The following is a 21,629-nucleotide window of genomic DNA, read 5'->3' as shown; positions in this document are numbered from 1 at the left end:
GTCTTTACCCCTTAATCCTGTGCACTTTCAGAAAAGTATTTTTCGCCAGCAGCTGCCATCTGCTTCATTTTCTCTGTTGGCTGGTACAGCGGACCCAGAGATTCATATTTAGCAGCCATTGCAACGAAGTTATCCAGACCGATCTGATCCAGATAGTGCAGAGCACCACCACGGAATGGAGGGAAGCCGATACCGTAGATCAGACCCATATCGGCTTCAGCGGGGCTGGCAACGATACCATCTTCAAGACAACGAACCGTTTCGATACACAGTGGAATCATCATGCGTTCGATAATCTCTTCATCGCTGAATTCGCGTGTATCTGCAGCAATACCTTCCAGCAGTGCAGGCACTTCTTCATCAACGATCTTCTTAGGCTTACCTTTACGATCCAGCTCGTACTGGTAGAAACCTTTGTTGTTCTTCTGGCCGAAACGCTCCAGTTTGAACATACGGTCGATCACATTTTCGCCTTCGTGGCTCATGCGATCCGGATAACCTACCGCCATCACCGCATCGGCGTGGTGTGCGGTATCGATGCCAACAACGTCGAGCAAATACGCTGGGCCCATTGGCCAGCCGTACCCTTCCATCACTTTGTCGATCTGCCTGAAGTCTGCGCCATCTTCCATCAGGGCCGTAAAGCCACCGAAATACGGGAACAGAATTCGGTTAACCAGGAAGCCTGGGCAGTCATTCACAACAATTGGGGTTTTACCCATCGCTTTTGCATAAGCGACGGTACGCGCAACGGCTGCTTCCGAAGATTTCTCACCGCGGATAACCTCAACCAGCGGCATCTGATGCACGGGGTTAAAGAAGTGCATACCGCAGAAGTTTTCAGGTTTTTTCAGAGCCGTAGCCAGCTCTGTAATCGAGATCGTTGATGTGTTGGAGGTCAGGATCGCGCCTTCCTGTAGCTGTTCTTCAACTTCTGCGAGAACCGCTTTTTTAACCTTAGGATGTTCAACTACCGCTTCAACCACCAGATCAACGTTACCGAAATCACCGTAGTTCAGTGTTGGGGTGATCTTGTTCAGTACGCCTGCCATTTTCATGGCATCCATACGACCGCGGGATACACGTTTGTTCAGCAGTTTAGTGGCTTCATCCAGACCCAGTTGCAGGGCACCCTCGTTAATATCCTTCATCAGGATTGGCGTGCCTTTAACCGCGGATTGATACGCAACACCGCCGCCCATAATACCGGCACCCAGTACGGCAGCCTTGGCAACAGGTTCTGCTTGTTTCTCAAAGCTTTTGCTGACTTTTTTCACATACTGATCTTTAAGGAACAGGCCCACCAGTGATGCGCAGACATCTGTTTTAGCCACTTTGACGAAATTTTTCGCTTCCACTTCGTTGGCTTTTTCACGTGGCAGGTTGGCATGCTTCTGAACCGTTTTCAGAGCTGCCATAGGTGCTGGATAGTGAGGACCCGCCTTACCACCGATGACACCTTTAGCGGATTCAAACGCCATCATCTGCTCAACCTGATTCAGTTTGATCGGGCTCTTCTTCTCATCACGACGGGCCTGATAATCAAACTTGCCGGAAATACAGCCTTTCAACAGATCCAGCGCGGCTTCACGTACCTGTGCTGTGGTCACTACCGCATCAACCGCGCCATCTTTAAGCGCTGCATCGGCACGTTTTTCAACACCTGCGCAGATCCACTCATTCGCGTTATCAACACCGATCAGACGAGGCAGACGAATGGTGCCGCCCCAACCGGGGAAGATACCCAGTTTTACTTCAGGCAGGCCCACTTTGGCCTGATCACCCAGTACTCTGTAATCTGTCGCCAGGGCGACCTCAAACCCACCACCGAGGCAAAGTCCGTTAATTGCTGTAACGGTGGGGGCTTTTAGGTCTTCGATCTGATTTAACAGACCGTGGGTCTCCATTAAACCGGCAATCAGTACATCGTCTTCCTGTGTGAAGAAGCCCATGAACTCGGTGATGTCGGCACCGACAATAAAACTCTCTTTAGCGCTGGTAAAAATAACGCCCTGCAGGTCATCAATCGCCTGCACGACAGCTACGGCTTCATGCAGTTCTGCAGTGGTGGCACGGTCGAGTTTGTTAACAGCATCATCTTTGCGGTCAAAAACCACTTCGTAGATTCCGTTTTCGACCGGCTGAACCTGAATCGATTTTCCTTCGAAAAGCATCTAAGTTGCTCCGTCTAATTTTTATTTTTGGCCCCGTTTTCACGAGGCACTTTGGAATTCATTGAGGGCTTACAACTTGCCCTCTAACTCGGGTACTGCCTCAAAGAGGTCTGCCACCAGACCATAATCTGCCACCTGGAAGATTGGGGCTTCTTCATCTTTGTTGATCGCAACAATGATTTTGGAGTCCTTCATGCCTGCCAGATGCTGAATGGCACCGGATATACCCACCGCGATGTACAGATCCGGTGCAACCATCTTGCCGGTCTGGCCTACCTGCATATCGTTAGGGACAAAACCTGCATCAACTGCGGCTCGGGATGCACCCACTGCAGCGCCGAGTTTGTCTGCCACTTTGTAAAGCAGGTCAAAGTTCTCGCCGTTGCCCATACCGCGACCACCGGATACCACTACGGATGCTGCAGTCAGTTCCGGACGGTCACTTTCCGCCAGTTCTTCACCGACAAAGCTGGAAATAGCCGCATCACAGGATTAGCCTACAGTGGAGATTTCAGCTGAGCCGCCGCTGTTTTCAATCGCATCAAAAGCGGTACCGCGCACGGTAATGACTTTGACAGCATCAGCCGACTGCACAGTGGCAATTGCGTTACCTGCATAGATTGGACGTTTGAACGTATCATCCGCCTCTACAGAGATGATGTCTGAGATCTGGTTTACATCCAGCAGCGCAGCAACCCGTGGCAGGAAGTTCTTACCGGTTGTGGTCGCAGACGCGAGAATGTGGCTGTAATCCGCAGCAATGCTCAGAACCAGTTTGCTGACATTTTCTGCCAGCTGATGTTCATATGCCGGGCTATCCGCAGTGAGTACTTTCCTTACTGCTGGGATCTGCGCCGCAGCCTCAGCCACACTACCGCAACCGCTACCCGCCACCAGCAGGTGAACATCCCCACCAATCGCCTGAGCAGCCGCCAGTGTGTTTAAGGTAACCGGTTTAAGTTCTTTGTTATCGTGTTCAGCTATTACCAACGTAGTCATCACTCAACCTCCTTAAATCACTTTGGCTTCGTTGCGCAGTTTCTCTACCAGCTCATCCACCGAGCCGACCTTAATACCTGCCTGACGTTCTGCAGGTGGCTCTACGCGAAGTAGAGTGAGATTACTGCCGACACTGACACCCAGATCATCCGGGCTCAATACTTCCAGAGGTTTACGTTTCGCTTTCATAATATTTGGCAGGGCTGCATAACGAGGCTCGTTAAGGCGCAGATCTGTAGTCACAATGGCTGGCATAGCCAGTTCAACCGTTTGCAGGCCGCCATCGACTTCACGGGTTACCTGAACACTGTCACCCGATACGTTAACTTCAGAGGCGAACGTACCTTGTGGACGATCCAGAAGCGCAGCCAGCATCTGACCGGTCTGGTTATTGTCTGAATCGATCGCCTGTTTACCCAGAATCACCAGACCTGGTGCTTCTTTCTCAACGACTTTTTCCAAGAGCTTGGCAACGGAAAGTGAATCCGGTGCATCTTCAGTCTCGATACGAATACCGCGGTCAGCACCCAGTGCCAGTGCAGTTCGAATCTGCTCTTCACAGCTTTTGCTACCAATAGAAACCACAACAACTTCATCCGCAGTGCCCGCCTCTTTAAGACGTACTGCTTCTTCCACTGCGATTTCACAGAAAGGGTTCAGGGCCATTTTTACATTGGCCAGATCAACATCACTGCTATCTGCTTTAACGCGCACTTTGACGTTGTAATCTATGACACGCTTTACAGCGACCAGTACTTTCATAACTGCCTCTTCTATTTCTTTCCGGCTGTTGTTTTTAGTTATGTTTAAATACTAGTTGCGGACCAAAATTCAACAATGACAAAAAGCAGCTACATAACTGACAAAAAATGGCATTAAGCAACAAAGCCTCGTAAATAGTGGCTTACAGAGGCGTTTACAAACAAACAAAAACAATCAAAAAACACCAAAAAAGGCAGAAAGGTCTGCACAGCAACATCTGCTGCTGGCAGATAAAGTATGAAAAGTCAGAAAAACGAGGGCTGTTGGTTGCTATCTTTATCGCTATAGCTGGCAATAGCGTAGCGGTTTCGGCCGTTATCCTTAGCGACATAAAGCGCCTTATAAACGGAAATATTCACTGAAAAATAAATAAGTTAGGGGAACAGAAAAGGGGCTGTTGCCCCTTTATGATTTCTGTAAAAAAGCCATAAACGCCTGACGCGCTTCGTCCGAAAACAGTCTCTCGTAAAATACCTCAAGCTCTTCATCAATCACAGCAAGCAGGTTTTCCTGATACTGCTTTTTCATCAGACGCTTGGATTCCAGAATCGCCTCTTTGGGTAAACGAGCCAGCGCTTGCGCTCTTTCTCTGGCAACGTCGAGATAGGTTTCAACTTCGGCTATCGCATTTACTAAACCGCTCTGTTGTGCTTTTTGCGCACCAAATGGGCGGCCTTCAATCAGGAGTTCAAAGGCCTGCCTCTGGCCTAACATCGAGGGGATGATCAAAGTTGCCCCGGCTTCCGGAACCAAACCCAGATGTACAAAAGGCATCTGGCATTTAAGATCCTCAGAGGCGATCACCAGATCACAGTGCATCATCATGGTGGTTCCAATGCCAACCGCATTGCCCTGTACGGCCGCCATGAGAGGTTTTTTATAGGTGGCTATCTGATGCAGAAAACTGACCACGCTTTTCAGATTTTCGCGGGAGCCCATACCTGAAACGAAATCCTGAATATCGTTTCCGGCGCAGAAGCTTTGCCCCTCACCGCGGAACAGTACCACTCTGACATTTTCATCCGAAGCCGCCTGATCCAGATAGGATACGGCCTGTTCGTACATATTCAGGGTAATCGCGTTTTTCTTATCGGGTCGATTCAGCGCAATCTCAGCGACACCATCGTTCACCTTGTATAGAACCAAATCTGTCATCCGTTCACTTCACTTTCCGGTTGGTAAAATTGCGGCGCGTAGGTCTTTACCATCTCACTGCTCTGCCCCCAGGTATGGCAACTATTGAGCATTAGCTTAGCTCCGGTTTCCAGAACATCCTCTTTGCTCACAGGCCATAGAGTCTGTACGGCGGTGGTCGCTACCACTGGCAACAGCTCATTCATATGGGTACAGCCTAAAACGCCACCCAACTTCTCTTTTGCCTGTCTTAGCCACCCAGGACCAATACGGGTACCTTCTAACTTACGAAAGGCATCCGCAATTCTGGGGCACATGCGAAAGGGGCTGCTGTCGATACAGGCTTCCACTTCATGAATTAAGAACCGGCGATCCATGGTCACCCGGATACTCATATCATGGTAGTTTTCACCTGCAGAGACATAACCATCTCGCTCAAGGTTATCGATATCATAGGCTTTGATATCGGTCATTCTTGCTTCAATATCCCATAGCTGATCATCACGTTCGAAGCCATTACACATCACATTACGATTATGATGCTTTTTACGACGAACGGGTTTTGAGAGCGGCATAAGCAATGTTCTCGCTATTCAGGCAGCATCGGATTTAGTTTCAGGTGTTCTCAGCATGCGACGCAGAACTTTACCTACATTGGATTTAGGCAGTTCCTGTGCAAACTCAACCTGTTTAGGGACCTTGTAGCGGGTCAGCTTATCCTTACACCATCCGCGCACTTCTTCTGCGGTAAGAGATGGATTACTGGATACAACAAAGACTTTCACTACTTCTCCTGAGATATCATCTGGTACACCAATAGCGGCACACTCAACAATATCCGGGTGCAGGGTCAGAGTATCTTCAACTTCGTTTGGATAAACATTGAAGCCGGAAACCAGAATCATATCTTTGGCACGATCCACAATGCGGATATAGCCTTCATCATCCCGGGTCGCGATATCACCAGTAATGAAGTAACCATCATCTGTAAATGCGGAGCTGGTTTCGCGTTCACGTTGCCAGTAACCTCGCATTACCTGCGGCCCTTTCACGCAAAGTTCACCCGCTTCACCATTTGGCACATCCTCGCCATCTGTGCCGATCAGACGCAGATCGGTATGTACCATAGGTTTACCAATAGTGCCCAGGTGAGCCTGGTTTGGATCGTTGAAACAAACGGCTGGAGAAGTTTCGGTCAGACCGTAGCCTTCAATGATTTCGCAGCCGGTTTTTTCTTTCCACAAAGCTGCGGTTGATGGATTCAGCGCCATGCCACCAGATGCGGTGAATTTAAGGCTGCTGAAATCCAGATTTGGAAAATCCTCGTTATTACAGAGTGCAACAAACAGAGTGTTCAGGCCCACAAAGGTACTCATATTCCACTTGCCCATCTCCTTAACAAAACCCGGAATATCACGCGGATTTGGAATAAGCACGCTGTGACCACCCAACAGGGAGACCACCTGGGCAACCGTAAAGGCATAGATATGATAAAGAGGCAGCGGTGAAATAACGGTTTCAGCCCAGTTCACACCCGGCATCACCAATCGCTCTTCAGCTTGCAGCATATTGGAAATCAGGTTTGCATGAGTAAGCACCGCACCCTTGGACACGCCAGTTGTCCCCCCGGTGTACTGCAACACGGCAACATCCGCCGTTTTTACCTCAACTGCTTCGGGTGATTCACCCACATACTGCATTAAAGCCTTACGCAGTGGCACGGCTTGCGGAAGGTTGTAATCCGGCTCCATTTTCTTGAGATATTTAACGGCTGCATTAAGCAGATTACGCTTAATGAAATCATGCAGGTCTCCCACCTGCGTCACGATCAGATGTTCAATGGCGGTGTTCTGCAATATTTTTTCTGCTTTGTGCGCCATGCTTTTGTGAATGATCAGCGCCTTGGCACCGGAATCACAAAACTGATGTTCCATCTCATTGGAGGTATAAAGCGGGTTGGTATTCACAACCACCAGCCCCGCTTTGAGAATGCCAAACAGCACAATAGGGTATTGAATCAGGTTGGGTAGCTGGATAGCGACGCGGTCACCGGGCTGAAGACTGGTTTCTTTTTGTAGATAGACTGCAAACGCATCCGATAACTCATCCAGCTCCTGGTAATCGATGGTACGTCCAAAGCTGGTGAATGCAGGGCGCGCTGCATATTTTTCGACACTGTACCGCAGGACATCGGGTACGGTCTGAAAGCCATATGAATTTATATCAGCCGGAATAGTATCCGCCGCAGGTAGCTGCTGCACCATCGTGGGCTCCTCAATAGTTATTCTTATAGAGAACCTGAAGGTTCAAATTTATTTGTTGTAATAAATTTTAGGCTACAGGGAAAATCGCAGCCAGTTTAGTTGCCAGCATAATATCGCCATCTGCCTGGATACGGCCACTCATAAACGCCTGCATGCCGTCAGTTTCTCCTGACATCACCTCTTCAAGTGTTTCAGTGTCCATTCGCAGGGTAACGGTCGCATCATCATTACTACCTTCTGTCACTTCGCAACTGCCGTCCTGTACAGTTACAAACCATTCACCACCGTCACTGATTTCATACTGGAACACTGCATCTGTGCCCGCTGCAGCATCTGCATTAAAGCGACTTTTCATTTCGGTAAAGATTGAATTCATATCAGCCATTTGTGTACTCCCGGAACTGTTTTTATTTTTAAGTTGATAACGTTTGGCGTTCAGTTTGAGCAGGCCGCGCAACATTGTGCGGCCTACTGGGTTGTTCAGAACTCTTTTCATACTGCCGCCCTAAAACGCAAACTTCTCTTGATCCAGTGCCATCAGGTTATCTGAGCCTGACTGCATAGTTACCACCAGAGAACGTGTGCGCGGCAGGATGCGTTCGAAGTAGAATTTAGCGGTTGCCAGTTTGGCTTCGTAGAACGCCTGATCACCCTCGCCTGCAGCCAGTTTTTCCTGAGCCACTTTTACCATTCGAGCCCAGAAATAACCCAGTACCACATAGCCGGAGTACATAAGGTAATCCACCGAAGCAGCTCCCACTTCATCTCGGTTCTGCATTGCTTTCATACCGATCTGCATAGTGAGTTCACCCCACTCTTTGTTCAGTTCAACCAGAGGTTTGATGAACGCCTGCAGTTCAGTGTTATCTGATTCAGCCTGACAGAACTTGTGTACGATTTTGGTAAAGCCTTTCAGAGACTCACCCTGAGACATCAGCACTTTGCGACCCAACAGGTCCAGCGCCTGAATCTGTGTGGTGCCCTCATACAACATTGATATGCGGCTATCACGTACGTTTTGCTCCATACCCCATTCGGAGATAAAGCCGTGACCACCAAAGACCTGCAAACCGTGGTTAGCGGATTCGAAACCCACTTCAGTCAGGAAGGCTTTGGCAATTGGTGTCAGGAATGCGAGCAGCGCATCTGCTTTCTCTTTTTCCTCACCTTCTGTCAGCTTCACCTGGTCTACGAGCTGTGCACAGTAATAGATTAATGCCCGACCACCCTCTGCAAAGGCTTTCTGGGTCAGCAACATCTTACGCACTTCAGGGTGAACAATGATTGGATCGGCAGGTTTATCCGGGCTTGCAGGACCATTCAATGAACGCATCTGCAAACGGTCTTTTGCGTAGACCAGAGAGTTCTGGAAACCCCATTCGGCATGAGCCAGGCCCTGCAATGCGGTACCCAGACGTGCAGTATTCATAAAGGTGAACATACAGTTCAGACCTTTGTTTGGCGGACCAATCAGATAACCTGTTGCATCATCAAAGTTCATGACACAGGTTGCGTTACCGTGAATGCCCATCTTGTGTTCAAGCGAACCGCAGGACACACCGTTGTTCTCACCCAGAGACTGTGGAAGATGTTTAGGCACAATAAACAGGGATATACCTTTAGTGCCTTCAGGTGCATCCGGAAGACGTGCCAGTACGATATGCACAATGTTGTCTGCCATATCGTGATCACCGGCCGAGATGAAGATTTTGGTGCCGCTTAGTTTGTAGCTGCCATCTTCCTGAGGCTCTGCTTTAGTTCGTAGCATACCCAGATCGGTACCACAGTGAGGCTCAGTCAGGCACATCGTGCCGGTCCACTCACCAGACACCAGTTTGGTCAGATAAGTTTCTTTCTGCTCATCGGTGCCGTGAGCATCCAGCGTATTCATCGCACCATGACTCAGACCCGGATACATACTCCAGGACCAGTTGGCTGTACCCACCATTTCGTTGATGATGATACCGATGGATTCAGGCAAGCCCTGACCACCCCACTCCTCTTCATGAGCCAGCGATGGCCAACCAGCTTCAACAAACTGCTGATAGGCATCTTTAAATCCTTCTGGAGTCGTTACTGCACCATCACTCCACTGGCAGCCCTGCTGGTCACCAATCTGATTCAATGGTGAAAGAACACGCTCCGCGAATTTAGCACCCTCTTCCATGATCGCAGACACCATATCCGGAGTCGCATCTTCGCACCCAGGCAGGCTCTGATAGTGCTGCTCTGCATTCAATACTTCGTTCAGCACAAAATCCATGTCACGAAGTGGCGCTTTATATTCTGGCATTACATCATCCTCATCATTCTTGTTATGACTACCAGTTCTTAGAGGGTAATACTGATAGTCTCGCTGAACCTTTTTACTGGTCCAACTAAGCTTTATTGGTTTTATTAAGCTTGGTTCAAAGGGCATGATCCGCCAATGACAAAACCCACCAGTTTTACTGACAAAAGATTTCAGAAACCATTAAAGCCAAGAATTACGAGGGATTGAGGGGGTGTTTACTTACATAAACAGCCAAAGAAAATGACAATTTCAATCAGAAGATGTTTTTACCCGGGAGGAGCTATTCGCCAGTCCTATGACAAACTGCCCAACAAGTGACGGCATAGGAGCAAATCGATAAGAGCAAAAAAAAACAACCAACGGCAGAAGCGTCTGGTTATATAACTGCTCGATCAGGGAACCAAAAACAACCGATAACAGCATAGAAACCACACCAACAAAGCTGGAAGCAAAATGAAAAAGCTCCACCAGCTTAGGGAAATGGGATGGACTCCCCCAATCCCGGCATCTTGTGCCACATTGAAGGTGAGATAATCAATCGAATAGCAGGAGTCCACCATGAAAAGTATACGTATCGGTTTCGATTTGGCCAAAAACGTCTTTGAAGTTTTTGCTGTCGATCACCAAGAAAAGCCTGTTGTACGGAAAACGATCAAGCGCGCCAAGGTATTAGAGTTTTTCGCTCAACAGGAGCCCTGTATTGTGGGCATGGAAAGTTGCGGAGGGGCACACTACTGGGCCAGAGAGCTTCAGAAGCTCGGACATGAAGTTCGCATGATGGCACCCCAGTTTGTAGCGCCGTATCGTAAAAGTGATAAGAACGATCGCAATGATGCTGAGGCGATCTGTGAAGCGGCTAGCAGACCCAATATGCGATTTGTGCCGATTAAGAGCGAGGAGCAGCAGGCTGTATTAACGATGCACCGCGCTCGCAAATTGCTCGTTGAAGAACGCGTTGCATTGGTAAATCAGATAACCGTCATATTGGCTACTCCTCTTCACTATTTCCGCCGCACTGGAATAAACAATCTTTAGGGTTGGACCCATCTAAACGAAAAGGCATGATCTCTTTAATCTTTTTGGCCTGTTCTTCTGTCAATATGATTTCAGCCTGCTCTAGTATTGAAGTTGCATTGCGGTATATCGACATATGATGTTCTATATGCTGTTCAACGGCTTCCACAGGGATGTTTGGATCATTGAGGCGTTCGAAGAGCCGTTCCAGCTCTACTACGGCTTTATCTCGTTCTGCCTCAATCTGTTTTCGATGAAGAGGATCTTCCGTATCATAACCGAATTTACACTGCATGATGAAGAATATTCTTCAATTTCTCCTGCCGTTAACGGCTTAAGCTTCCTAAGTTCCTCTTTAAAATTCAATGAACGCTCATCATAGAAGCGATAGAGGTGTTGAATCGCTCGCTGATCCGTTCTAACAGTATTAACCCGCTTTCCTGATTGGAACCTCTGCAAAGTATAAGAAGCCGCTAGCGGATCAACAAGACCGCCTACCATCACAATTGGTAAGGTGATACCACCTAGTTTTTCAAATCTAACATCCTCAATTTTGATCTCTGCCATCTAATGAAACACCCTGTTTATTAAACGATTCGATTAAGACAGCTTAGTATAAAATTAAGAAATTATTTGAAACGATCGGTTTATGAACGAATATTTTTACTTCGATTGAAGAATGAAACACTTCAATTTAGAACAAGAAAGGCAAGAAACAAAAAAGGCTCCTATGAACAGGAGCCTTTGGAAATCTATCAACAGCTATTGAAACAGTTTCTTATTTATTCACGGCATCTTTCAGAGCCTTACCTGGCTTGAAAGATGGAAGAGTTGCTGCAGAGATCTGGATTGGCTGACCAGTCTGTGGGTTACGACCCGTACGAGCAGCACGCTCTTTAACACCGAAAGTACCAAAACCAACTAGTGCAACTGAGTCGCCTTTAGCTAGTGCGCCAGTGATTGCTTCTAGAGCGGCGTCTAGAGCGCGGCCAGCAGCTGCTTTTGGAAGATCTGCAGATGCAGCAATAGAATCGATAAGTTCTGATTTGTTCACGTTGTGCCCCTTAATAGAGAGTATGTTTTGTTTGTTTTGTGTTATGAAATAACCGTAAACACTTTATACCAACTGTTTAAAACCAGTGTCAACATTAAAAACCCAGAAAATACGGTGTTTTCAGCGAGTTTCATAAAATTGACACTTAAGTCTAGTGTGCCGTTCTTGACCCCGTAGTTAATTTTTTACCTTTAGTCTCATTGGTTAGCTCTTCAATTTCGGCATCATCCAATGGAACAGGCTGCTCTACTAATGCAACTTCCAACACCTGATCAATCCATTTAACCGGCTTAATCTCTAAATCTGCCTTAATATTATCTGGAATCTCTTTCAGATCTCGGCGATTCTCTTCTGGAATCAGCACTGTTTTAATACCACCGCGGTGCGCAGCAAGTAGCTTCTCTTTGAGACCACCGATAGGAAGAACCTGACCTCGTAGAGTAATCTCACCCGTCATGGCCACATCTGAGCGAACAGGAATCCCTGTCAACGCTGAAACAAGAGTCGTACACATACCGATACCGGCACTTGGACCATCTTTTGGTGTTGCGCCTTCAGGAACGTGGATATGAATATCCTGTTTTTCATGGAAGTTGGGTGCGATGCCTAGAGACTGAGCGCGATTCCGAACGACCGTCAAAGCGGCTTGGATCGACTCTTTCATGACATCGCCTAATGAGCCTGTCAAAACCTGACGGCCTTTACCTGGAACTACTGCACTCTCAATGGTCAGAATATCACCACCGACTTGCGTCCAAGCCAACCCTGTTACTTGACCCACCTGATGCTCATCTTCTGCACGGCCAAAGTTAAACTTCTGAACCCCAAGGTAGTGCTCAAGGTTATCACTGTTCACAAGAACGGATTTAGCGGTTGATTCACCGAGCGCAATCTCTTTAACGACTTTACGAGCGACTTTAGCCACTTCTCGTTCAAGGCCACGCACACCCGCTTCACGGGTGTAGTATCGAATCATATCGATGATCGCTGAATCATCAATCTCCAACTCTTTCACCTTAAGGCCATTCTGTTTGATCTGTTTAGGGATCAAATAGCGACGTGCGATGTTCAGCTTTTCATCCTCTGTGTAACCCGGGATGCGAATAATCTCCATACGATCCAACAATGGACCCGGAATGTTCATCGAGTTAGAGGTACAGACAAACAACACTTCAGAGAGATCATAATCCACCTCTAGGTAGTGATCATTGAAGGTGCTGTTCTGCTCAGGGTCCAGCACTTCTAGTAGAGCAGATGCAGGGTCGCCACGCTGATCCATACCCATCTTATCGATCTCATCAAGAAGGAATAGCGGGTTTTTAACACCGACTTTGGCCATCTTCTGAACTAGCTTACCTGGCATAGAGCCAATGTAGGTTCGACGGTGACCACGAATCTCGGCTTCATCTCGCACACCACCCAGCGCCATACGGATGTATTCACGATTGGTCGCTCGGGCGATAGAACGCCCTAAAGAGGTTTTACCGACGCCAGGAGGTCCGACTAAACAGAGAATTGGACCACGCAGCTGACGTACACGCTTCTGTACCGCTAGGTACTCAAGAATACGCTCTTTGACCTCATCCAAGCCAAAGTGATCTTTATCCAATACTGCTGAAGCACGCTTCATATCCAGACGAACTTTAGAGCGTTTGCTCCAAGGAATCTGTAGCATCCAATCGATGTAGCCACGAACAACGGTCGCCTCAGCGCTCATTGGTGACATCATTTTTAGCTTATTGAACTCAGCTTTAGTTTTATCCAACGCTTCTTGCGGCATACCCGCTTCATCAATGCGTTTTTCTAGCTCGTCGAGCTCTCCACCGCCATTCTCATCCAGATCACCCAGCTCCTTCTGAATCGCTTTCATCTGCTCATTCAGATAGTACTCGCGCTGACTCTTCTCCATCTGTTTCTTCACACGACCGCGAATGCGCTTTTCAACCTCGACTAGATCAATTTCAGACTCCATTAGTGACATCAAATGCTCTAAGCGAGCTTTCGCATCCAGCATTTCGAGAATGGACTGTTTTTGATCAAGCTTAAGCGACATATGAGCCGCGATCGTATCGGCCAAACGACTTGGCTCATCGATGTTATTCAACGAGGTCATGACCTCATTGGGGATCTTTTTGTTAACTTGGATGTACTTCTCGAACTGTTCCAGCGTCGAACGCTTGTAGAGCTCAGCCTCAGACTGGGCAACCTCCTCCTCTTCAAGCACTTGAAGGTGAGCCGCATAGTGCTCCGCCTCTTCAAAGAAGTCACTAATAGAAGCTCGATACTCACCTTCAACTAACACTTTTACAGTGCCGTCGGGAAGCTTAAGCATTTGCAGTATGGTCGCGACCGTGCCTGTATGAAAAAGATGATCCATCTTAGGCTCATCTTCAGAGGCACTGCGTTGTGCAACTAACAGAATCTGTTTGTCACGCTGCATCGCCTCTTCCAAAGCTTGGATCGACTTTTCGCGCCCAACAAACAGAGGGATGACCATGTGAGGGTATACAACTACGTCTCGAAGCGGGAGAACCGGTAGTTCAATTTGAACACTGCTCTGATTATTTTCCATGATGCATACCTCTGTAGTGAATCTTTTACCGATCTTTAAACTGACTATAAGTCATTTATGGGGATCCGTTACGAAAATGCAAGCGAGGGACCCTACGAACAAGTCCATAATTTCTCAGCGCGATCTGAAACATTCAGATACAAGGCGGATTGCGCAATTAATGGCCGTCGTCCTTAATAAGCGATCCAACGCTGTAGATGGATGTTTCACGTCGCGCCCTACGGGGCTTACAAATTGAAAAACGCCTCTAATGAGGCGCTGTGTCTTGTAACTGATCAAGTTTATTTGTAGTAAGCCTGTTCACGCTGACTATGGTCTGTGACATCTCGAACGCCGACCAGACCAGGTACTTTTTCAATTAGCGTCGCCTCAACACCGTCTTTTAAGGTCATATCAACGGCACTACAACCCTGACAACCACCACCGAAACGAAGGATAGCGACAAGTCCAGCCTCCTCTTCAGAGACCTCTTCAAGCTTAACTTCACCACCATGTGAAGCTAAACCAGGGTTAACCTCTGAGTAGAGAATGTAGTTAATCTGCTCTTCTATTGGGCTGTCGGCAGACACCTTAGGCACTTTGGCATTCGGCGCTTTAATCGTTAACTGACCGCCCATACGATCAGTAGCATAGTCAATAAACGCTTCATCAAGGTAGGGAATGCTGTTCTTCTCAATGTAGAAGCGAACCTGTTCAAGCTGCATCACCTCGTCCTCATCATTGACCTCATCAGGACGGCAGTAAGCTAGACAAGTTTCCGCATAGGTTGTGCCCGGTTGTGTCACAAACAGACGGACCGCAATGCCTTCAACGTTCTGCTTCTCTAGAAGCTCGGCAAGGTAACCTTGTGCACCTTCTGTCACTTCAATATTTAACATCAAAACTCTCCAGTAGTCGTACCGATAATGCGCTATAGGATAGCGAGTTATTAATTCCGAGTAAAACACTCAATTATTTAAACGTAACGATTTTCTCTCTCACTTGTTACAATTTGCTCATCCACCGGAGAGCACTCATGCTAGAGCACAGTCTGTTTACATCTTTCTTTCTTATTTTTACCGGCGCAGCGGTGCTAGCATCTGTAGCACTGTTTACACGCCAGCCCTTGCTTGTTGCTTATATTGTGCTTGGGGCACTGCTCGGACCTTACGGTCTTGAACTGGTCTCCGATACTAATCTACTCAGCGATATCGCTCATATCGGCATTATCTTTCTGCTGTTCTTACTGGGTTTGGATATGCAGCCTGCCCATCTGATCCATATGCTCAAGAAGGCAACACTGGTGGCGATTGCCAGTTCGGCACTGTTCTTAGGCTTAGGTTTTAGCGTGGGTAGCCTGTTTGGATTCAGTCAGGCTGAGTCAGTTATCATCGGTGCTGCAGTGATGTTCTCCAGCACGATCATAGGGATTAAGCTGCTACCCACGACCGTCCTACACCACAAACACACCGGAGAACTGGTCGTCGGTCTTCTACTGTTGCAGGACGTGATCGCCATTATTGTCCTGTTGATACTCAACTCGGGAGGTGACAGCGATCCGATGAGCAGTTTCGTCAAATCGGCCATCGCACTACCGGCATTGGGTATTTTTGCATGGGCAGGCGTTCGCTATGTCATTTTGCCCTTACTGATGAAGTTTGACCGTTTTCATGAATACATTTTCTTAGTGGCGATTGGCTGGTGTCTTGGCATGGCTGAGGCGGCAAAACTGGGTGGCCTTTCGGCCGAAATGGGTGCCTTTATCGCGGGCATTGCTCTGGCAACCAGCCCAATTTCGCAATACATCGCAACCAATCTAAAACCGTTGCGCGATTTTTTCCTAATTCTATTTTTCTTCTCAGTCGGCGCCAGCTTCAATTTAAATTTAATTGGATTAATCATAGTACCTGCGCTGATCTTAACCATCGCCGTTCTGCTATTAAAACCGGTTATTTTCCGACTGCTTTTAGGTCGAATCAGTGAATCACCTTCAATAGGCTGGGAGATAGGCTTTCGTTTGGGACAAATCTCTGAGTTTTCGTTACTGATTGCCTATCTCGCTTTTGCAGGTGGTTTAATTGGCACTGAAGCATCCCACGTTATTCAGGCCACCGCTATTTTAAGCTTTCTGTTATCGACCTACATCGTCATCTTTAACTACCCTTCACCAATCGCGGTTAAAGATTCGCTTAGAAAAGATTAACTGGCCTAAAAGCCGACATTTAAGAGTATTAAGTTCCCATGCGCAGACGCACCGTTAGATATGGCGGCCCTAAAAAGGCCCCTGCAAAAGCCACTCACTCCCTGCCAGAGAGTATTCAGATTGAATCTCTCTCTTTGGAAGGTCGGGGAGTCGCAAGAGTCGACGGCAAGGCACTGTTTATCCAGGGAGCACTACCAGGTGAAACGGTCAGTGCTACTTTGACTAAAGCAGGTAAGCGCTTTGATGAGGCGGTTGTTAATGAGATTCAAACGGGTTCAGATGCCCGTATCCAACCTAGCTGTGATTATGCTGGTGAGTGCGGTGGCTGTGATCTTCAGCATTTAGACCCTGAGCGTGCAGTAGAATTGAAGCGTGACCAGATACTCAGCACACTTAAGCGTCAATCCAATCTTGAGCCACAGATCACTGAGCCCCCTATCGTCTCGGAACAAAAACTCAACTACCGCCGCTCCGCTCGTGTCGGTATTAATCAACGTGAAAGTGGTGATTTAATCATCGGTTTTAGACGTTCTGAATCTAATAAGCTTATTGATATACCTAGCTGTCCCGTCCTGACCGATCGGTGTAACCGTTTTTTAGGCGCACTGCGCGAACGCCTGGATGGACTGGATAAACTTAAGACATTAACGCATCTCTCTTTGAGCGATGGCGACAACTTACTGGCGGTTGAGATACGTGCTAAAAAGCGCCCATCAGACGAGATTATGGGTGCCCTAACCTCACTAGCCGTCAATGAGGGCATCAACTTACGAGTGAGTTTTAATGATCAAACCCTGACTCTGAATAGCATTGAAGAGCCGGAGTTCATCAATAGACAGCGTGATATCCGTTATCAGTTTGATACCAATGACTTTATACAGGTGAATGCTTCTGTCAACGAAGCTCTCATTGAGTGCGCAATTGAGTGGCTAAAGCCTAAGCAAGAGGATCGTCTTCTCGATCTTTTCTCAGGGCTCGGTAACTTTAGCCTACCTTTAGCAAAACTGACCAAAGAGGTGGTGGCAGTTGAGGGCGTTTCAGCTATGGTCGAACGCTCACAAGCCAATGCAGCACTCAATGTGATCGACAACTTAACATCCATCAAATCAGATCTTAGCAACGTCAATACAGAGACAGCTTGGTTGAATAGCCCGTACGATCTTATTCTTCTTGATCCGCCAAGAAGTGGTGCGGCTGACCTGATTCCTCACCTGCAAAATCTTGGAGCAAGAGCCATCCTCTACATCGCATGTGACCCAATGTCGCTGGTGCGCGACAGTAAAACACTGTCTGATATTGGCTTTTCAATGACGCGATTCACAGTCGCTGATATGTTCCCGCAGACTCATCACGTCGAATCAATTGCACTGTTTGAGCCGACACCATGATCCAGTGTCACTATGAAGATCAGGATATGCTGATCTTAGAAAAACCGGCTGAAATGCTCTCTGTCCCCGGACGAGGAGAGGATAAGCAAGACTGCTTATGGAGTCGTGCCGTTGAACAGTGGCCTGATGCGTTGATCGTGCATCGTCTCGACTGTTCAACGTCAGGGCTGATGGTGCTTGCTCGCTCAAAAATGACTCATCGCGAGCTCAGCATACAGTTTCAAAATCGTATCCCATTCAAACGATACGCCGCCCTAGTCAGCGGCGAAATGAGTCAAGCTGATGGCTGGGTTGAACAACCCCTTCGTTGTGACTGGGATCGCCGTCCCCTTCAGATCATTGATCACGAACAGGGAAAGCATGCGCTCACCTTCTACCGTAACCGAGGCCTGGAGCTAATCAATGGGCACACAGCCACTCGATTATCACTCTACCCGATTACTGGGCGTTCCCATCAGCTTAGAGTCCACTGCCAATACCTGGGTCAGCCAATATTAGGCGACAACCTATATGCTGAAGGGGAAGCGTTGACCTGTTCAGATAGACTGATGCTCCACGCTGACCTACTTGAGCTTCACCACCCTATTTCTGGAGAACGCCTGAGCTTTTCATCCCCCGCTCCCTTCTAAAGACAAAAAAGCCGGCATATTAAGCCGGCTTCTTGATGCGTTTTGATTGGAATTAAAAAGTAATTCCAAGACGGCGACCCACCTCTTCATAGGCTTCGATGACACCACCCAGCCCCTGACGGAAGCGGTCTTTATCCATCTTTTCACGGGTCTCTTTATCCCACAGACGACAGCCATCTGGAGAGAACTCATCACCTAATAACACTTCACCATTGAAGACGCCAAACTCAAGTTTGTAATCCACCAGTAACATACCAGCATCATCAAACATCTTCTTCAACACATCGTTAACTTTGAAGGTCAGTTCTTTTGCTGTGGCTAGATGAGCAGGCTCAGCCCAACCAAAGGTCTCAACAAGAGACTCATTGACCATCGGGTCACCCAACGCGTCGTTCTTAAGAAATAGTTCAAAGGTCGGCGGATTCAGCTCCAGCCCCTCTTCGACGCCGATACGGCGACAAAGCGAACCCGCTGAGATATTACGAACAACACACTCAACAGGCATCATGTCGAGTCGTTTTACCACAGATTCGTTATCAGACTGCAGCTCAACGAAATGAGTAGGTATACCCGCATTCGCAAGAGCCGTCATAATAAAAGCGTTGAACTTATTATTGACCATACCTTTACGATCAAGCTGTTCCATCTTTTTGCCATCAAACGCCGAGGTATCGTCTCTGAACTCCATGATCATTAGATCTGGGTTATCAGTCGTAAATACCGATTTCGCTTTACCGGCATATAGCTCTTCACGCTTTTCCATTCAAAACTCCAAAGCAGCTGCATCTATTGCAACTTATAATCAAAGAGGCAGATTATCCTTAATCAACCATAGAAGCTGTTCAGCACCACCCGCGTCAGCAGGCTTACCTTTATCATCATTGACCGTCAACAAAACACCAGTACGAGCACGATTGAAGCTCAACTGAAAACGTTTAATCAACTCAAGTTCACCAGTCGCATCGTTTAGGCGCTTCTGGTTATCTTGCCCAAAGACATAAACGACTCGACCGCCCATCCAAACTTTAAAGCCTTCCATTGCCTGAAGCTCTTCCTGAGTTGCTTGCGCACCAGCGACAATCGCATTGGGGTCTGAACTATAAACCACATCAGAGGGCTGCTCATCAGTTGCTTTGCCTGACAGCAGTTCGGTGTCCAGAGTGATAGGGCCCATCTCGTTGGAACGGAGCCACTCCAAGAAACCTTTAGGTTTCTCTTCTGCTACAGTCTGTTTAAAGGTTAGATAGATGATACCCTCGTCTCGATCGCGAGTACCTACGTCGACGCCGGCACTATCAAGAGCTTTATTCACAAGTTCCCAAGCCTGATCACCACTGGTTTTAACATTCAACAAGGGACGGTTACGTGAGTCACGCCCCATAGTCGCCGTTAAACGGTCGGCAGTTTGGAACTGAGATAGAGTAGGCGCGGTAGAAGCAACATCCCCCTTACCCAGGTAGTTCAACATAGCAAACATGATCTCATTAGAGTACGCCAACTCAGTCGCATCACTGCTCCAATCAAGTTCACTCTTATCAGCACTCAATGCAATCTGAGCATGCTCCATGCTGATGGCTGTTCTCTCGGTGTTATCAGGGTCAGGACGCAAACGCACTCGCAGTTTGTTGAGTGAGGGCTCATTTGCTTCAGAGTTAAACTTAACGGTATTCAATAGACGCTGAAAGTAGTTAAGATCCTCGCCTGCAACCTCTATCCACTCAGATTCCATCACGCCCGTTTTTGGGTCTGCAATGGCCAGGTTGATGTTGGCATCCTGCCAGAATGGCTTTAGTTCAACCCACACCTGGTCAATCGGCTCATCGACCAGAATGACACGCTCACCTTCAAGTGGTCGAATCGATGCACGATCATTGCCATCAACGGCAAAAAAGAACTCTGGGCGAGGCGCTTCTGGAACCAGTTCGTTTGATACGACTTCTGATTCATTTATCTCAGGAACCTGAAGTAGATCTTCAGTGCTCTTGGCATTGATACCCTCAGGGATGACAAGACGTTTACCCGGCTGTGCAAGAGCGTACTCTTGACCGCGATCACGGATAACACCCTTCTCGCCGTATATCGGGTTCGACTTGATTGCATCCTGCATCGTACAACCCGATACAACCAACGTTCCACACAGCATCCAAAAGCGAGCGTTCATAGTAGGGACCTTAAATCAAACCTGTCTGTTTCAGCGCAGCAACAACCGTTGGGCGATTCTCTTCAGATAGCGGCGTCAAAGGCAGACGAATCCCCTGACCAATCAAACCCATCTCATACATGGCCCATTTCACTGGAATAGGGTTGGATTCAACAAATAGATCTTTATGCAGCGGCATCAGCTTCTGCTGTAGTGCTCGAGCTTCGTCGAACTTTTTATCCAAGCCGAGCTGGCATAACTCGGCCATCGCCTTAGGCGCTGCGTTAGCGGTAACAGAGATATTCCCGTGACCGCCAGCAAGAATGAGCTCGATCGCGGTGGCATCATCGCCTGAGTAGATTGCGAAGTCGGCTGGTGCGTTATCGATCAGGTATTGAGCACGCTCGATATCACCGGTCGCCTCTTTGATTCCGACGATATTTTTCACCTCAGCCAGACGAAGCGTTGTCTCTGGCAACATATCACAGGCCGTACGACCGGGAACATTGTAGAGAATCTGAGGGATATCAACGGCTTCAGCAACCGCTTTGTAGTGTTGGTAGAGACCTTCTTGAGTCGGTTTGTTGTAGTAAGGGGTCACCAAAAGACAGGCATCAGCACCCGCATCTTTGGCACCGCGAGTCATCTCAATCGCTTCACGAGTAGAGTTAGCGCCTGTACCGGCAATGACCGGCATTTTGCCTTTACAACGCTCAACAACGCGAGCCACCACCTCTAGGTGCTCATCATAATCCAGTGTCGCAGACTCTCCAGAGGTACCCACAGCAACAATTGAGGCTGTACCCTGTTCGATGTGCATATCGACAATGCGATCTAAAGCCTGCCAATCAATATCACCGTTATCGTGCATCGGCGTTACCAGCGCAACGAGGCTGCCAAGAATCATATATTTCACCTTATTATGGCTCGGTTGCTGATCTCTAAGGCGTTATCCTTTTAATGATCAGCAAGAATACTATTTAGCCAACCATTTTAAACGATTTCCGGGTAACATTCGTAGAGG

The 21,629-nt window shown here is 47.9% G+C and carries 17 protein-coding genes and 2 pseudogenes; 4 read left to right on the top strand and 15 right to left on the bottom strand.

Annotation, left to right across the window (positions count from 1 at the left end; translation table 11 throughout):
• Window positions 1-11: 11 nt before the first annotated feature.
• The 8 genes and pseudogenes from fadB to XMD564_RS00735 all read right to left on the bottom strand — a co-directional run bounded on the left by fadB (window position 12) and on the right by XMD564_RS00735 (window position 9,626).
• Complete coding sequence (fadB, locus tag XMD564_RS00770) at window positions 12-2,174, bottom strand: fatty acid oxidation complex subunit alpha FadB (protein WP_173507643.1); 2,163 nt, start codon at window positions 2,172-2,174, stop codon at window positions 12-14.
• Between the two features lie 69 nt (window positions 2,175-2,243).
• Window positions 2,244-3,173 (bottom strand): annotated as a pseudogene (locus XMD564_RS00765) (electron transfer flavoprotein subunit alpha/FixB family protein).
• A gap of 12 nt (window positions 3,174-3,185) precedes the next feature.
• Window positions 3,186-3,935, bottom strand: a complete 750-nt coding sequence (locus XMD564_RS00760) for an electron transfer flavoprotein subunit beta/FixA family protein (RefSeq protein WP_173483352.1) — start codon at window positions 3,933-3,935, stop codon at window positions 3,186-3,188.
• Window positions 3,936-4,340: 405 nt separating this feature from the next.
• Window positions 4,341-5,090: an enoyl-CoA hydratase-related protein gene (locus tag XMD564_RS00755; RefSeq protein WP_173494706.1), complete on the bottom strand. Its 750-nt coding sequence runs from the start codon at window positions 5,088-5,090 to the stop codon at window positions 4,341-4,343.
• Complete coding sequence (locus XMD564_RS00750; RefSeq protein WP_173494707.1) at window positions 5,087-5,644, bottom strand: DUF2889 domain-containing protein; 558 nt, start codon at window positions 5,642-5,644, stop codon at window positions 5,087-5,089. The genes XMD564_RS00755 and XMD564_RS00750 overlap by 4 nt, the downstream gene beginning before the upstream one ends.
• An 18-nt stretch (window positions 5,645-5,662) precedes the next feature.
• Complete coding sequence (locus tag XMD564_RS00745; RefSeq protein WP_173507642.1) at window positions 5,663-7,333, bottom strand: AMP-binding protein; 1,671 nt, start codon at window positions 7,331-7,333, stop codon at window positions 5,663-5,665.
• 67 nt (window positions 7,334-7,400) lie between these two features.
• On the bottom strand, window positions 7,401-7,718 hold the full coding sequence (locus tag XMD564_RS00740; protein WP_173480453.1) for an SCP2 sterol-binding domain-containing protein: 318 nt from the start codon (window positions 7,716-7,718) through the stop codon (window positions 7,401-7,403).
• 120 nt (window positions 7,719-7,838) lie between these two features.
• On the bottom strand, window positions 7,839-9,626 hold the full coding sequence (locus tag XMD564_RS00735; protein ID WP_173507641.1) for an acyl-CoA dehydrogenase C-terminal domain-containing protein: 1,788 nt from the start codon (window positions 9,624-9,626) through the stop codon (window positions 7,839-7,841).
• Window positions 9,627-10,184: 558 nt separating this feature from the next.
• Here XMD564_RS00735 and XMD564_RS00730 point away from each other — a divergent pair.
• Window positions 10,185-10,613 (top strand): annotated as a pseudogene (locus XMD564_RS00730) (IS110 family transposase); the annotation flags it as partial.
• A 243-nt stretch (window positions 10,614-10,856) separates the two neighbouring features.
• On the opposite strand, the gene XMD564_RS00725 reads toward XMD564_RS00730, so the two are convergent.
• The 4 genes from XMD564_RS00725 to nfuA form a co-directional block, all read right to left on the bottom strand.
• Entirely contained in the window at window positions 10,857-11,207 is a 351-nt protein-coding gene (locus XMD564_RS00725; RefSeq protein WP_173505699.1) for a hypothetical protein, read from the bottom strand.
• A 211-nt stretch (window positions 11,208-11,418) separates the two neighbouring features.
• Window positions 11,419-11,694: an HU family DNA-binding protein gene (locus XMD564_RS00720; RefSeq protein ID WP_173480450.1), complete on the bottom strand. Its 276-nt coding sequence runs from the start codon at window positions 11,692-11,694 to the stop codon at window positions 11,419-11,421.
• A 151-nt stretch (window positions 11,695-11,845) separates the two neighbouring features.
• On the bottom strand, window positions 11,846-14,266 hold the full coding sequence (lon, locus tag XMD564_RS00715) for an endopeptidase La (protein ID WP_173480449.1): 2,421 nt from the start codon (window positions 14,264-14,266) through the stop codon (window positions 11,846-11,848).
• A gap of 281 nt (window positions 14,267-14,547) precedes the next feature.
• On the bottom strand, window positions 14,548-15,144 hold the full coding sequence (gene nfuA / locus XMD564_RS00710) for a Fe-S biogenesis protein NfuA (RefSeq protein ID WP_173480448.1): 597 nt from the start codon (window positions 15,142-15,144) through the stop codon (window positions 14,548-14,550).
• Window positions 15,145-15,281: 137 nt separating this feature from the next.
• Here nfuA and XMD564_RS00705 point away from each other — a divergent pair, with 137 nt between their 5' ends.
• Genes XMD564_RS00705 through XMD564_RS00695 form a run of 3 tightly spaced genes read left to right on the top strand, consistent with a single transcriptional unit; the run spans window position 15,282 to window position 18,465 of the window.
• Window positions 15,282-16,448, top strand: coding sequence for a cation:proton antiporter (locus tag XMD564_RS00705; RefSeq protein ID WP_173488540.1), 1,167 nt, complete (start codon window positions 15,282-15,284; stop codon window positions 16,446-16,448).
• A gap of 38 nt (window positions 16,449-16,486) precedes the next feature.
• On the top strand, window positions 16,487-17,836 hold the full coding sequence (gene rlmD / locus XMD564_RS00700; RefSeq protein WP_173494709.1) for a 23S rRNA (uracil(1939)-C(5))-methyltransferase RlmD: 1,350 nt from the start codon (window positions 16,487-16,489) through the stop codon (window positions 17,834-17,836).
• Window positions 17,833-18,465, top strand: a complete 633-nt coding sequence (locus XMD564_RS00695; protein ID WP_173480445.1) for an RluA family pseudouridine synthase — start codon at window positions 17,833-17,835, stop codon at window positions 18,463-18,465. Before rlmD ends, XMD564_RS00695 begins: the two co-directional genes overlap by 4 nt.
• 52 nt (window positions 18,466-18,517) lie before the next feature.
• On the opposite strand, the gene purC is transcribed toward XMD564_RS00695, so the two are convergent.
• The 3 genes from purC to dapA are packed head-to-tail and all read right to left on the bottom strand — an operon-like array spanning window position 18,518 to window position 21,512.
• Window positions 18,518-19,228: a phosphoribosylaminoimidazolesuccinocarboxamide synthase gene (gene purC, locus XMD564_RS00690; protein ID WP_173480444.1), complete on the bottom strand. Its 711-nt coding sequence runs from the start codon at window positions 19,226-19,228 to the stop codon at window positions 18,518-18,520.
• A 39-nt stretch (window positions 19,229-19,267) separates the two neighbouring features.
• On the bottom strand, window positions 19,268-20,626 hold the full coding sequence (gene bamC, locus XMD564_RS00685) for an outer membrane protein assembly factor BamC (protein ID WP_173480443.1): 1,359 nt from the start codon (window positions 20,624-20,626) through the stop codon (window positions 19,268-19,270).
• A gap of 10 nt (window positions 20,627-20,636) precedes the next feature.
• The gene (dapA, locus tag XMD564_RS00680) at window positions 20,637-21,512 is read right to left on the bottom strand and encodes a 4-hydroxy-tetrahydrodipicolinate synthase (protein ID WP_173483887.1); all 876 of its coding nucleotides are present in this window, start codon (window positions 21,510-21,512) and stop codon (window positions 20,637-20,639) included.
• Window positions 21,513-21,629 lie beyond the last annotated feature (117 nt).

The organism is Marinobacterium sp. xm-d-564, from assembly GCF_013283345.1.
Classification (GTDB): Bacteria; Pseudomonadota; Gammaproteobacteria; order Pseudomonadales; family Balneatricaceae; genus Marinobacterium_E.
This window is presented reverse-complemented; position numbering and strand designations above follow the sequence as displayed.